Origin of the sequence: Streptomyces sp. NPDC001339 (assembly GCF_042895955.1) — a bacterium.
Lineage (GTDB): Bacteria > Actinomycetota > Actinomycetes > Streptomycetales > Streptomycetaceae > Streptomyces.
On record NZ_JBIAWT010000002.1, the window covers coordinates 395,761 to 409,914 of the forward strand.

Consider the following 14,154-nt stretch of genomic DNA (forward strand, 5'->3'; position numbering starts at 1 on the left):
GGTGAATTGATCGATGCACTTCTTTTCGTGACGGAAACAGGTCAGCTCGTGGGGTGCAGCAGGGAAGGGGCGAAGCCGACTTCGCGGAGCACCTCGTCGGTGTGCTGGCCGATGCCCGGGCAGGGCCGCAGGCGCGGCTCGGGGTCGGCCGAGTAGCGCACCGGGCGGCCGATGACCCGGTAGCGGCCCTCGGTGGGGTGCTCGGCCTCGTACAGCAGGCCGCCCTCTTGGGCGTAGGCGGTGGTGGCGGCGGAGGCCAGGTCGAGCACGGGGGTGGCGGCGATGCCCGCCCGGTCGCAGAACTCCTGCCACTCGGCACTGGTGTGCCGCAGCGTCAGCTCAGCGAGCAGCGGATAGAACGCGTCGGCGTTGCGGGCCCGGTCGGGGCCGGTGGAAAAGCGCGGGTCGGAGGCCAGTTCGGGGCGGCCGACGAAGGCGGTGAAGTCCTGCCAGTTGCGGTCGCTGTGCGGCAGGATGCACATCCAGCCGTCGGCGGTGCGCAGGGCGCGGCGCTGCGGGCTGAGCGAGCGGGCCGAGCCGAACTCCCCGTCGGCCTCCAGAGCGGCCGCTCCCAGGTGCTCGACCAGGTTGAAGGCGAGCATGGTGTCGGCCATCGGGACTTCGATGCGCTGACCGGTGCCGCCGTGTTCCCGGTAGTGCAGTGCGGCCAGTACCGACTGGGTGATCTGCATGCCGCAGATCTTGTCGGCCAGCACGGTGGGAACGTAGTGGGGTTGGCCGGAGACCTTGTGGTTGAGCCAGATCAGGCCACTGGCCGCCTGGATGATGTCGTCGTAGGCGGCGCGGGTGCCGTAGCGGCTGTCGCTGCGAAAGCCCTGGGCTCCTGCGTAGATCAGGCCGGGGTTGACGGCCGCGACGTCGTCGTAGCCGAGGCGGAGCTTCTCCAGGGCCTGCGGGCGCAGGTTGGTGATGAAGACGTCGGCGGTGCGCAGCAGGGCGAGCAGGGCGTCGCGGCCGTGCGGGGCCTTGAGGTCGATGGCGGCGCTGCGCTTGTTGCGGTTCAGGTTGAGTGCCGGGCCGCCCATGCCGGGGTGGCGCCGGGGCGGGTAGTGGCGCGTCATGTCGCCCGTGGGCGGCTCGACCTTGATCACGTCCGCGCCCAGGTCGCCGAGTTGCTGGGCGGCGTACGGGGCCATGATCACGCCGGCCAGTTCGATGACGCGGACTCCGGCGAGGAGTCCGCGGCCGGACGGGCCGGTCGGCTTCTCGGACATCTTCCGGTGCCTCCTGGGGATTCGGGTGGGACGGGCGAACGGGGTGGTGCGGTACGGGATCGCGCTCCGAAGGGACGCGGGGCTGTGTCGATATGCGGCTTTGCCGGGGGCGCGACCATCCCCCAAGCTCTCAACTTCGTTCGAGCAGGGGGGACCCCCACCACCGGCCCGCAGATGACGTACGGCACTTCCTGCGGATCGCTCAGCGCCACTGGAGCGCAGCAGACCCGAGCGGGGAACGCCGGCCGGGCTGGGGGACCGTGCGCCTGCTGTACGCGAAGGGTGTCGCCGGTTCGGTGAGCGGGCCGAAGTCGGTCCCGGTGGTCGAAAGGGCGGCGAGCGGCGTACGCCCGGGCCGGGGCAGGTCGATGACGTCCCCCCGTGCCAGCAGCCCGAGTTCCTGCACCCAGTGACACACCCCGGCCAAGGTCACGCGGATCCGCCAGGAGCCGCCCTCCGCCGCACGCCGGCGCAGGACCGTTGCCACGGCGGCGGCCCCGAGGTACGCGGCGAGGTAGTCATTGAGCAGGTACGTCGGCGGCAGCGACGGCCGGTCGGTCCACTCCTCGACGGCGAACCCGGTTGCCGCGCAGGCGAGTTGGTCGAACCCGCCGCGTTCACCCCAGGGTCCTTCGGCGCCCCAGGCGTGGTATTCGAGGGTGATGAGTCCGGGGCGGCGCCGCACGAGGTCCTCGGTCGACGCCCCGTGCCGGGCAAGACCCCGGTAGGCGTGCACGAAGACGTCCGCGTCCTGGAGCACGTCGTGGAAGGCCGCACGGTCGTGACCGTCGCGCAGGTCGCAGTAGGCGTTGCGCTTGCCGCCGCCGGTCATCGCGATCATCGGGATCGGGTCGGGGCGGTCGGGACGCGACAGGTGCAGCACGTCGGCGCCGAACTGGGCGAGCAGTCGCGCCGCGACGGGACCCGCGATGACATGGGTGAGATCGAGCACCCGTACACCCGCGAGCGCCTCATCGGCCGCACCGATCGGCTCCAGTGGCCGGACCGGTCCGTCACCGACGCGTTCGATCTCGACGACCGGGCGCTGCGCGACATACCGCCCCGCGGGGTGCGCGAGCCACTCGTCCCGGCTGCGCACCACGCAGGCGACGCCGCCCCGTGCGCAGATGGCCTCCTCCAGCGTGAAGGCGTCCCAGCCGGCCGCGGCCCGCGCGATCCCTACCTTGTCGAGCCCGCACCTCAGCACGGAGCCGACCGCGTCCCGCAGATGCGGATAGGTGGTGATGAGGAAGATCCACCGGCCGTCGCGGGCCCGGTAGAAGTCGTTATTGCCGAGCAGCGTCGGATCATCGAGCAGAACACCGAGCGGGCGCCCCGAGAGCGTCGTGTGGTACGTCGCCATGAGCTGGTCGATCGCGGCCCCGGCCTGCACTTCCACCCTCTGGTGCGGGTGGCCGCGCTGTTCGCCGACCGCCGCCGTCTGCCGCCCGAAGACCCCGATCGCGGCGGACATGGCATCGGCGAGGCGGTGCACCGAGGGCACCAGGGGATCGGCTTCGACGACGGTGATGTCCTCGGCTCCCCGGGCCGGATAAGGATCGCCGAGGGTGTGCAGCAGCCGGGAGAGCATCTCGCCGGTGGACGACGGAGGTGTCGGCTCGGTCGTGGTGAGCGCGTTCGAAGTCATGCCGGGATGCTCGTTCCCGGCACTGCACGGGCGCCCGCATTCACGGATATCCGTGAACTGATGCGAACGTCACGTCCGCCTCTCCTGGATGTGCGCGAGGAGCCGGGCCGCCGCCCGGTCCAGACTCAGCCGCTCCGAGCGGCCGCGACGCCGGTGCGTCAGAACGAGGGCGCCCGTGACGATGGAGCCTTCGGTGACGGGGATCGCGAGTGCGCTGACCTCGGGGTCGGCCAGACCCTCGCTGCGGCTGATCCGCGACGCGCGGATCGCAGGAAGGGCGCGGCGGAACTCCGCGACCGCCTCGGGGTCGTGGCGGGCGAGCTCGTCGAGCAGCCCACGGCGCTCCGCCTCGTCGGTGAAGGCCAGCAGCAGTCGGCCCGCGGCGGTACGCAGCAGCGGCCGGGCCATATGCTCGTCGGCGAGCGGCAGGAGGCGGGGGATCTCGTCCTCGCCGCCGCGCGCGAGGTGCACGGCGTCGAGCCCGACCCGCACCGTGAGCAGCACCGGGGTACCCGCGACGCGGCTCAGTTCGTTGAGCTCGGCCTGACCGATCCGCGGGACGACCCGGCCCGCGATGAGGTTGAGGACGTGCGGGGCGGGCCCGAGCCTGAAGCGCCCGTGCTGTTCCAGCAGAAAGCCGGTCGCGGCAAGGCCGTTGACCAGGTCCTGCACCGAGCTCGCCGGCGCCCCGACCGTCCGCGCCAACTCGGCCACGGTCACCCCGCCCGGCGCCCGCGCGGCGGCCTCCAGGATCCACGCGACCCGGTCCACCGTACGGTGACGCCGCCGTCGGCCGTGCTCGCTCATCCCGCCCCACCTTGTCCTTCTTGTACGCCGCCGGTCACGAGCGCCGACACGGCCCGTCGATCCTTTCCCGCACCACCCCGACGAGCAATCCGGCCCCGGCCCCCGCAGACGTCACAAGCCCGGCAGCAGAAGGTGGTTCACGCAAAGGCGGAAGGACCGTATCCGGGTCGAAGCCGTCCGCCTCGGCGAGCTCATCGAGGTGATGGCACGTTGCGCAGTGGACTTCCCAGGCCCCGTCGAGTCCCTTGCCGAGAAACCCGCCGCCACACCCACACCGAGCACGGCGAACAGCCGCCCGCGAACCGATTCCTCATGCCTCCCCTTTCGCGCCGGCGCACACCTACGATCAGGTAATTGCGGTTGCTCTGAGCAACGTACCGGCCTCGCACGCCCTGGAGTCATACCTGAACCGCGTCGAGGCGGACGCCGGCAAAGGGACAAGATCGTGAGACAAGTTGCCGTGGCCCCTGGAGGAGACACACCAAGAACACGCAGACCGCCATCACGGAACGGAACATTTCAATCGAGGGCCTGCACGCATCGCCTCCGCAGCCCTGGCGGGCGTGTTGCTCTTGGGAATGACCGCTGCTCAGAGCCAGACGTTCGCAGCTCCGGCCACCGCCTCGGTGTCCGCTGCAAGTGATGTCTCGCCGGCGCGGGCACTGTGTGAAGGCGGTGACGAGTTCCGTGGGGGTGTTGTTGTCGAAGGTGGCCAGCCGGCGGGGCGGGCCGAACGGTTCGGAGTGCACCGCGATCTTTTCGGGTGAGCTTCTTCAGGGCGCGGTCCAGGTGCTCGGCCCGCGCGGCGAGCGGGCCCATCACCTCGATCACCCAGCGGCGCGCCGTGGACGCGGAGAATCCGGTTGCCGTCCGCCATGTCCGAGAGGCGCTGGTCATGGCGCAGGACCGCGAGGACGATCGCGGCGATCTGTCCGGGCGGCAGCTTGCGCCACCGCGAGCGGATCCTCATCAGATGTCCGCGCAGCACATCGCCGATCAACGTCAGGGTGGCCGTGGACACGTGAGGCTGGACTGGTAGACAACCGTCGCGGCGCTCCTGGCGGAGCTGGTTTTCTTTGACATGCGCTATCAACTGCCGCCAGGTGCACGCACGTTATGGCAACGGCCACAGCCGCGCCGGGGCGTGCTCACAGCGTGGTGGTGAACTTCCCGTCACCGAGCTTGCACAGCCAACCCCGCTCCCCGAGCCGCTTCAACTTGACGCGCAACGCCTCCACGCGGGCCGGCTCCAAGGAGGCGCCGAGTTTGGTGCAGACCTGCTTGACCATCATCGGACCGTCGGCCCGCCGCACCGCATCCATGATCCGCCGGTAGTCCTCGGGCAACGCCGCCTCGTCCTTGCCCCGCTCGCGTCGCGGCACCAGCAGCACTGTAAGAACCGCGACTTGCCCGACGGCCGGCGGTGTCCGATCTGTTTCCTCGCGGTGCTGTTCGACCAGTCGGCGCGCGACCCGCTCGGCCACGGCGAGTTCCTCCAAATCGTCGCGCACCTCTTGGAGTTCGGCGTTCGTACTGGTGGGCTCGCCTATGCAACTGTCGCCAGTTCCGCACTTCTCAGGAGCCGTCTTGCGCATACTCAGATACGTCACCGCCGTCTGTGCCGCCGCCGCGGCGACGGTCTTGGCCACCTCCACGTCCGCGGCAGCGGAGACCGGCCCCGAGCAGGACAATTTCCTTCCCGCCCTCGGCCATTCCATCCTCCACCTCGACATCGATCCGCCGGGCGCCAACGACTGGAACTGCCGTCCCAGCGCCGCCCACCCGCGTCCGGTCGTCCTGGTACACGGGACCTACGAGAACCGCTACAACAACTGGGCCCGGATGTCCCCCGAGTTGAAGGCCCAGGGCTACTGCGTCTACGCCCTCGACTACGGCGACACCGACGACGCCGGAGTGGCTCTCGCTCCCACCGTCAAGGGTTACGGAGACATCAGGAAGTCCTCCGAGGAGCTGGCAGCCTTCGTGGACAAGGTGCTCGCTGCCAGCGGCTCCGGCCAGGTGGACCTTGTCGGCCACTCCCAGGGCGGGATCCTGGCCCGCTGGTATCTCAAGGCCGACGGAGGCGCGAACCCGACCGACCCCTCGAAGAACAAGGTCAAGAAGGTAGTCCAACTCGCCGCGACCAACCACGGCACCACCCTCAGCGGCATCGAGACTCTCGCCGACATGCTCCACATGCTGGGATCCGGGGAGAAGTACTTCGGGAAGGCGGGCATCCAGCAGTACGAGAAATCCGACTTCATCAAGGAGCTCAACGCCGACGGCGACACCGTTCCCGGGGTCGAGTACACCGTGATCGGCACGAAGTACGATGAGGTCAGTACCCCCTGGCAGAACACGTTCATGACGGCGGGGCCCGGAGCAACGGTGCAGAACATCACCTTGCAGGAGGGCTGCTTCGTCGACTTCTCCGCCCATCTGAGTATGTCGTACAGCCCGCGTGCGATCGGACTGGTCAAACGGGCCCTGGACCCCTCAGCCCCAGCGGCTCCCTGTGTGCCGAGGGCGCCCGCCTTCTGATTCCGGCCCGCCCAGCTCTGGTGGCTGATGGCGACATCGCGCCGGTGAGGACGGAGATGCTCCCCTTCCATCGCGTACTCGTGGGGCTCGGCTCGGACGCGGCCACGACCGTGAGCCTGGCGGTGCCGATCACCTCGTACTTGGGGCTGACGAGCGCGTAGTCGATGTTGTGCCGCACGCAGTACGCGTGACGGGTGGAGACGCCATCCCGGTGTTTGCCGGACGCGCACAGGGCCGCCGCGTCGTCCAGGGGGTGGCGGTGACCCGGGCGCCGGTGAGGTGGGCGAGGATGCGGGCCGGCTCGCGAGCGGAGACGGGGCTCTGTCTTGGTGCAGGTCCACGCCGCGCCCTGGCGCGCGGGCCCGGAGCCGGGGGCGGTGGCCGTGCACGTGCCGTGGCCCTTTGGAACCACCCGGCTGGCCGCCGACGGTGCGGCGGCGGCCGGTGAGGCCCAGGGCTAGGAGGGCTGCGGCCAGGGCGAGTGCGGCTGATGCCGCGAGCAGATGCCTGGCGCGTTTCACGATGGTCCCTTCTGGTGTGGTCCTTGTTGGTCACGCGGTCGTACGGATGATCGGGATGGCAGGAACCACTGACCGGACCCAGGTTCGAAATTTGCAATCTTGTCCGGATTTCATGACGGGTCCGGCGCTCTCCGGGGGTGGGTAGCCATCCGTCGGAGCCGGATACGAGCGCCGTGCGGGGAGCCGGCACCGGGAACGAGGCGCGGGGTGGTCCGCGGCCGGCTTCAATCCCCAGGCTGGCGCGCGGGTATGCCCCCTCGTCAGGTCCGTGCCCTGTCTGCCGCGTCCGGCAGACCCCCGGTCGTCCCGCGGCTGTACCTGCTCCCGGCGCTCTCGGCGCCCGCTGGCCGCGTGCTGGACGGACATCACGGTGAACTCGGGCAACGCCCGCGCGTACCAACCGAGAACAAGCCATTCCGCCCCGGCGTGATCAAATTTGCTGATTCCGTCATCGTTTTTTCATCGGGTGGCCCTAGGTTCAGTCGCGCTCAGCGCCATCACACTGACCACACCACCGGCCGGGGTTCCCGCCTGCGTGCGGGCCGGCCAAAGGGGGAAGACAACGATGCGTCACTTAAGATCGACCGGCCGCTTTGGCAGAGGGCTCATAGCCTTCACTGCTGCGGCTGCCTCCGCGGTAGCCGCCATGAGCTTCGCGGCCGAACCGGCCGCCGCCGCCCCGGCAAAGCCCGCCGCTGCTCAGGCAAAGCCCGGCGAAACCTGTACGGCGGCCGACCTCGGCACACGCCACCCGTACATCAAGAGCACCGAAGTGTCCCCGACGATCACCCACTTCAAGGGCTGGTACGTCACCGAGGGCACAACCGGCACCCAGACCGTCACCACCAGCACCCAGACGACCATCTCGGTCTCCGTCGGCCTCAACGGCAATGTCGAGGGCAGCTTCGCCGTCGAGACCCTCGGCAAGGTCGGCGCGAGCCTGGGCCTGAATGTCAAAGTCGACTACACCTCCACCAGCACCGAGTCGAATGCGGTCACGTGGAACTTCAACCAGCCCGGATACTACGGCGCCTACAAGGGCACCAAGAAGGTCACCGGTACGTATGGAAGCCTCAACTGCAACCGCGTCCAACAGGGCGACGGCAGTTGGGCGCTGAAGTGGATCGAGGGGCCCGACGGTGGCAACTTCACCACCTACACCGCCCTCGAGGAAGGCGCGGTGCGCTGCCAGGACAAGGTGCCCGCAGGCAGCATCATGGCCAAGGCACAAGGCCTCCTCGACTGCGGCTCGGCCGCTGCGAAGGCCAAGCACCCGGCGGGTGCGGTGGCGCCGACGGCGAAGCAGATGCGGGACCGCCCCGTGCAGCGCCCGGCTCTCACCAGCGGCACCTCCGCCGAACAGCCCAAGGCCACCGGGCGTAGCGTGCGAGCCGCTCTCAACTGCACGGCCGAGGTCTACAAGATCGCCGTACCCGGCAAGCCCCTGTCCTGGGGCGCGCCGATCCTGGCGGCCGACGGTGTCCGCCTGCGGCCCTCGTCGATCTTCAGCGCCCACCTGGACAACTGGCGCCTGTGCAACGTGACGGAGCGCAACGGGGTCCTCGAGGCGTCGCTGTGGAACTGGGGCATGGGCACGTGCGCGACCATCGCCGCGCAGAACGCGGCCACCGACCGGGCGGTCCTGCAGACGGCCTCCTGCACGGAGGACGACCTCCAGCGGTTCTACATCTACCGCGACGTACCCGGCAGCTCGAAGATCGGTGTGCAGAACAAGTACACCGGCTCCATGATGGGCCACGACCGGTACGCGGACGGGGAGTTCATACGCCAGTACTCCAGCGGCAGGCAGGACGGTACGGGTACGTACACCCTGATCGGAGTCTGACGGCCCACACTCCGTGAGCAGCCCCGCACGCGAACCCCCGACCTCCCGGTTTCGTGCGGGGCCCTCCGCGTCGCTACTCGGAGTTGCTGACTCAACTTCTCTGCCCGGACCTCCAGTTCCGCCCTGCGAGCAGTGATCAGCTCGTGCAGGCCCCCTCGCGCATCCTCGATCACCCCACGCACCTCCCGCCCGGATCGTGCGGACAGGCGTCCCGCGCACACCGGGGAATCCCCGGATCAGTGATCACCGCAACGGCAGGCGATCTTGACTATGGCGGGTCACGGGAGTGTAAGCGAGCCGCGTCGGGCTTGGGACAGGGGCTTGTGGAGGGAGGCGGTGGATCGAGTTCGTGGGTCGGACTGATCGGCTCAGTGCAGCCAGGATGCGGGGTGGAGTGCCGTCCAGGCGGTCGGCCGAGCCCCGGAGAGTGTTGGTGGCTTCCTTCAGGTCGTCGCGGGCGTAGACCATCTGCTCCTGGATGACGCAAAATGCGGCCAGCCGGGCGTCCTGGAGGTCTGCGTTGGCGGGGGCTTCGGCGAAGCGGCGCAGGGAGCCGAGCTGGGCGTACGCCTGGGTGTAGTTCTCTATAGCGCGCCCGGCAGGTACCGATGCTGAGGTGTAGGCGTCGATGACCAGTCCGAGGTCGAGCCCGGGGGAATCGATCTCCGCTGTACCGGGCCGCCTCCGACAGGGCCTTGGTCAATTCCGCGTTGTGTCGGCTAGTTCTGTGTCGGCGGTTGAGGGAAGCAGGGCAGCGCGGTGGTGCGGGCGCAGTAGAGCGAGTGCGTCTGGCTCCAGGGCGTGCAGAAGTTGCCTCTCATGCTCCTGGACCCACTCGTGGAGCCCGGAGTCGAAGGCGAGCTGGATGAGGCCGGCGAGGAGCGCCGGCTCGTCTTCGGCGACCTCCTCCAAATCCAAGCGGCTCATCACGCCGTCGAGTTGTTCGCGAGTGGGCTTTCTGTATGGCGGGGCGTCCCAGGCTGCCAGGAGGAGAAGTCTGCGCAACTCGGCCCAGCAATCGTCGTAATAATTCCCGTCAGAGATCTTGGCGAAGCGCTCCAGGAGCTCCGTCATTTGGTTCCGATCGGCACCGGGACGCCCGCGTTGTGCGATAACGCACTCCATCAGTGGGGTGGCGACGCCCGGAATGAATTCCGGATCGCGGAACTCCGGGCTCAGTCGATCAAGTATGGACAACACCGTCTTGGCGGGAATTCGTGGAGTCTCTTTGCGCAGGATGCCAAGGACCTGGCAGAGGTAGCGGGATGCATGGAGTGAGTCGCCAAAGTCGCCAATGTCCTCCAGCGCAGCTGCTGCCTGCCGGTACAGGGCGACCCGCTCTGACAGCGAGCCGGTCTCGAGTTGGGCGTCCAGGTGCAGTCGGCGCAGGGTCGCGCCCGCGAAGGTGGCATCAGCATCCCCTTCGGGGACCACCACAGTGTCCACCTCGTACTCATTCAGTACGGGCCAGGCGGTATGGAAGAGGACATCGAGGTCCCGGTCGCACCTGAACGTGATCCGCTTCCACATGCTGGCGATGTCGGCCCTGGCGGGTATCGATGAAGCCGTCGCCTGCTCTCCGAGGTCCAAAGCCCAGTTGAGCCGCCGCAGTTCCTTCCTTTCAGGGAAGTGTTGCTTGCGCTTGGTGAGCAGAACATCGCGCCGTTCCTCCCTTTCCTGGCGCCAGACCCGTGCCACTCCCACGTGTCGGCACAGTGCTTTCCAGGACACGTCCGTGAGTTGGGACTGCCACAGCGCCGTCAGACTGCGCCACTCCTCCACAGGGTTATCAGCCTTCGTGAGGTCAGAGAAGTGGATGCCCTGTTCGCCCGCGAGCTGATAGCACAGCAGGACCAGGTTGGCGCTGTAGCAGGCCAGTCGACCCGGGATGGTGCGTGGGCGCGGCGTGTACGGCAGATGCGTACGGGTCGGGCGATCGGTGAGAGCTGTGCGGAACAGGTCCTTCAGGAGGGCCATCACCCGGTCCCGAAAATCTGGTGGCCCGCCCGCAATCAGCGCCTCCACATTCGGCAGTACCTGTTCGCGGTCCGTGAGCGGCGCGAAGGAGAGCAGCGCGTACAGGAGGCCGTCGTCTGGCTCTGCCACCCCGCCTTCTAGTGCTTCCCGGAGGGCAAGCATTACCCGACGGGCCGCTAGGTATTCACCGAACGTCGCGTGCAGGAACTCGAACGCTCGATACGTGGTGTCGGCCAGGACCGCCTGCGCTTCGTGGACGAAGAAGAACCGGCCGAAGAACTGCCCCGACTCGGACATGTCCAGGCCGTCGGGACCGTGCAGCGCACACGTATCGCTCCGTACATCCTCGGCGCGGACGCTCTGCACGCTGCGGTTGATCATGCCCAGGGCAACCACTGATAGCCGCTCCAGTTCGCGCTCCGTTTCGGCCGCCACTTCCTCGGGGAGCGGCTCGCGGTGGTGGGCTTTGCGGACCTGGCGGCGCACAAAACTGCACAACAGCTCCTCGTACAGCTGGACCTGGCTCAGCCCGTTGGCCTCGGCGTGGGACAGGGCGCCCGTCGTGGCCTCGTACAGCGCCAGCAGAAGTAGCAGCAGCGGCTGGCGGGCAAGGTCCCTGTGGCGCAGCACGGTTTCCGCGGCGAGTGGGCTGGTGGCGTTCTGGGCGAAGAAGGTGGCGTTGGCAGCGTTCCAGGTGGCCAACCAGCGTTCGATGCGGGCGTCGTCGAAGGATTCGAGGCGGACTACGGGGGTGCCGTTGGGGATTTCCGCGCGGTCGGTGACGACCGTGCGGCTGGTGACCAGCACAGCGACCGGCCGGCCAAGTGCCGCCTCACGTTCCTGGAACTCGGCAATGTGCTGAAGGTAGCTCCAGTGGCTGGCCGTACTGGCCTGCAGCAGTTCGTCGAAGCCGTCGAGCAGCAAGAGAGGCAAGCGGCCGGGTGCTGATCTGACCAGTTCTGGCCAGGTGGTGGGCTCGCCGGTGGCCCTCTCCAGAGCCTGCTCGATCTGCTGCTGGAGATGTGCGTCGGCGTCCACGGTCCGTAGCTCGACCGTCACGGGCAGGAAGTCGCAGTTTGGGAGGCGGGCTGCCAGCAGGCGGCACAGCAGAGACTTGCCAGCCCCGGGGTGGCCGAGGACCAGGAGAGGCCGCAGGACGGCTTGGGGCGCGGTGAGATGGGTGGCCAGATACTGCTGTAGGTCCGGGCCCAGCGGCTGCTCCAGCCACCAGTCATCGTGTTCGGGCCGGGCGCTGCTGATCATAGTCACCGCGCGGAATGCGGGGTTGATGTAAGCGTCCTCCAGCACCGGTACGACAGGCTCCGCATCGCTGCCCGGCATACCGAGGCGACGCGGTATTGCAGCCACAGGGCGGTGGGCGGCGGCCAAGGCCAGCCGTGCGACCGCGGCTGCCGCACCGTCCAGGGGTGCACGTTGGGGTCCACCCGCGGCCGAGTCGGCCATCAGGCTGCCTAGGCCGCGCAGGCCCGGCGAGCTGTCGTCGGTGAGCATCTTGGGTGGCTGTGGGGATCCGGGCTGCAGGGCCAACTCCGGGCAGCCGCCCTCGGTGGCGAGCCGGTGCAGCTCGCGCGCGTATGCCTCGGCGACCAGCCGGGCCATCACCTCCCGCGTGGGTGCGCCCGGGCGATCCAGCGCGGCAGGCAGCGAACGGCGGCAGCCCTCGCGCAGCGCGGTAGCCGAAGCGCTGTCGCCGATACCGGTCCCGCGGGACGGCGCGGGAGCCGAGGGCCGTGGCCTGAACAGATCCTCGACAAGAATGCTCGCCGCGAGTGCGCGGAGCTTGGTGTGGTCATCCTCGCGGGCATCGGCGACCTCCTCGTTGCGCGTCTCCGCGCAGCCCTCACTGCCCCCCGCATTCGGCTCCACTGCTGACCCATCGCACAGCCCAACGTCCAAGCCAAGCGTCACCTTCAGCAGAACCATCAGCCGCACCACATGCCCCACCACGGACCCGACCGCTGTTCGCGTCAGCCGGTCGGCGCCCACCGCCTGGGCTGGGAAGTCCGCCAGCACTGCCCGGCACAGGGCGTACAACCGGTGGGCGAAGTCCAGCGGCTCGGTGACTGCACGGTTGGTCTGTTCGCCGAGCAGTGACGTGAGTTTGTCGATGTGCCGACCGCCTACGTGGATCAGGAAGACCAGCGCTTGCGGCCATTCGTACTCGGGGAGCCGGGTGAGCTCTGCAGGGTCCATAGTGAAGGGAGGTGGCGGCACGCCCGGACCGGATGGATAGGTCCCTTCCGTACTCCTACCAGCCACCGTAGGGTTCCGGGTCGCCGGGCCGCCGTACCGCTGCAGCCCTTCAACCACGTCCTCCAGCTTTGCCAAGCGGCGATGCCAGCCGTGGAGCTCCCGGTCCAGAGCCGTGCCCTTCAGCCCCTTCTCCGTCCCGCAGCGCGCGACGATCTCGCGGACATCGTTCCAGGCGGGTGGCTGCTTGATCCGCCCGCGCAGCAGGTCGCTGACCGCGGCTTCCGACTTGGCCAGCGTCCGGGCGATCTGATTCTGGCGCAGCCCCGCGGCCCGTACCAGGCACCGCAACTCTTCACAGAAGTCGGCCACAGGCCCTCGATCGATCTCTTCGTCCGCCACCCCTGGCGCCCCCCCCGCTTTCCAGTCCCCGTGTGCGTTCTGTCCCCAGTCACCGCATACGGCGCCCTTCAGCGCACTTCGGTGTCCGCTCCTCAGCCTAGGTCCTGACCAGTGGCGTTCACGGGTTCTTCGGCGTTCTTCGGCGGGCACCGGGCGGCAACATGTTGGCCCCGAGATTGGTGGAGTAACCGATTCGCCGATGAGCTAAAGGATTTCCTGATGACCCATCACTTCATCTCGCTGGGCTGGCTGCTTCTCATCGCTGCGGTGGTGCTGCCCGCCGTATGGTCGCGACGGGCCGATCGTCGCCGGGCCGCCGCCCGGCTGGTGCAGGCCATGGTGGAGGCCTTTGGGTCTGGGCGACGGGGCTGAGACCCGTGGGGCTTCAGTCGGACTGCCCTGCGCGTGGCTGTTCTAGTCCTCCCTCGCGGCCGGCTGGACTCGATTCAGGCGCCTGGTCCCGTATTTCGGAATCGCAGCCGTTGCACGCTGCCGAGGCAACAACGCCCTAGCGGACGCCCGCCGTTGCCAAGACCGCGACGCGCACACGTAGGCCACCGCGCCACGTGATTGGCCAGCCAACCACCATGCGTAAGCGGACGGTGGAGCCCGCGTCGTAGGGCAGAGCATCATGCAGGGTGGCGCTGACCGGCAAGGACAGCACCATCCAGCTTGACCCAACACCCCGGGTCAGGGATTCGATTCCGCACGTAATGCGCATCTCGTTGTAGGGGATGGATGCCCGTTGTCCCATGGTCGCGAAAACTGCCGTCGACCAGGGATATCCCAGGAGATTTTCACGGACTTCCCGCCCTTCCCAGGGGGGACACGGACTTTCCAGCCGTGTAAGCAGGGTGGGCCCTGACCAGCACTGAAAGACGAAAACGCACTGGTCAGGTCCTGCGGCATCAGCGCTCGATGATGATCACCGCGAGCCCGCCCTGCGCCGTCTCTTTGTACTTGACG

General features: G+C 68.5%; 10 protein-coding genes. 5 read left to right on the top strand and 5 right to left on the bottom strand.

Annotated features, from left to right (window positions below; all coding sequences use genetic code 11):
- Window positions 1-41 precede the first annotated feature (41 nt).
- From ACFY12_RS07015 to ACFY12_RS07030, 4 genes are all read right to left on the bottom strand, one after another.
- On the bottom strand, window positions 42-1,235 hold the full coding sequence (locus tag ACFY12_RS07015) for a CaiB/BaiF CoA transferase family protein (RefSeq protein WP_390714702.1): 1,194 nt from the start codon (window positions 1,233-1,235) through the stop codon (window positions 42-44).
- 202 nt (window positions 1,236-1,437) lie between these two features.
- Entirely contained in the window at window positions 1,438-2,883 is a 1,446-nt protein-coding gene (locus tag ACFY12_RS07020) for a CoA transferase (protein ID WP_390714703.1), read from the bottom strand.
- A 69-nt stretch (window positions 2,884-2,952) separates the two neighbouring features.
- Window positions 2,953-3,690, bottom strand: coding sequence for a helix-turn-helix domain-containing protein (locus ACFY12_RS07025; protein WP_390714704.1), 738 nt, complete (start codon window positions 3,688-3,690; stop codon window positions 2,953-2,955).
- A gap of 1,148 nt (window positions 3,691-4,838) precedes the next feature.
- Complete coding sequence (locus ACFY12_RS07030) at window positions 4,839-5,201, bottom strand: hypothetical protein (protein WP_390714705.1); 363 nt, start codon at window positions 5,199-5,201, stop codon at window positions 4,839-4,841.
- Between the two features lie 76 nt (window positions 5,202-5,277).
- On the opposite strand from ACFY12_RS07030, the gene ACFY12_RS07035 reads away from it, so the two are divergent.
- The 4 genes from ACFY12_RS07035 to ACFY12_RS07050 all read left to right on the top strand — a co-directional run bounded on the left by ACFY12_RS07035 (window position 5,278) and on the right by ACFY12_RS07050 (window position 8,598).
- Window positions 5,278-6,231 carry an esterase/lipase family protein gene (locus tag ACFY12_RS07035; RefSeq protein WP_390714706.1) on the top strand — a complete coding sequence of 318 codons (954 nt, stop codon included), beginning with the start codon at window positions 5,278-5,280 and terminating at the stop codon, window positions 6,229-6,231.
- Between the two features lie 20 nt (window positions 6,232-6,251).
- Window positions 6,252-6,392 carry a hypothetical protein gene (locus ACFY12_RS07040; RefSeq protein WP_390714707.1) on the top strand — a complete coding sequence of 47 codons (141 nt, stop codon included), beginning with the start codon at window positions 6,252-6,254 and terminating at the stop codon, window positions 6,390-6,392.
- A 165-nt stretch (window positions 6,393-6,557) separates the two neighbouring features.
- Entirely contained in the window at window positions 6,558-6,692 is a 135-nt protein-coding gene (locus tag ACFY12_RS07045; RefSeq protein WP_390714708.1) for a hypothetical protein, read from the top strand.
- Between the two features lie 625 nt (window positions 6,693-7,317).
- On the top strand, window positions 7,318-8,598 hold the full coding sequence (locus ACFY12_RS07050) for a hypothetical protein (protein WP_390714709.1): 1,281 nt from the start codon (window positions 7,318-7,320) through the stop codon (window positions 8,596-8,598).
- A gap of 699 nt (window positions 8,599-9,297) precedes the next feature.
- Here ACFY12_RS07050 and ACFY12_RS07055 read toward each other — a convergent pair.
- Window positions 9,298-13,188, bottom strand: coding sequence for a hypothetical protein (locus ACFY12_RS07055; RefSeq protein WP_390714710.1), 3,891 nt, complete (start codon window positions 13,186-13,188; stop codon window positions 9,298-9,300).
- A gap of 219 nt (window positions 13,189-13,407) precedes the next feature.
- Between ACFY12_RS07055 and ACFY12_RS07060 the strand changes: the two genes are divergently transcribed.
- A complete protein-coding gene (locus ACFY12_RS07060) occupies window positions 13,408-13,560 on the top strand; it encodes a hypothetical protein (RefSeq protein WP_390714711.1) in 153 nt (50 codons plus the stop codon).
- The last annotated feature ends 594 nt before the right edge of the window (window positions 13,561-14,154 follow it).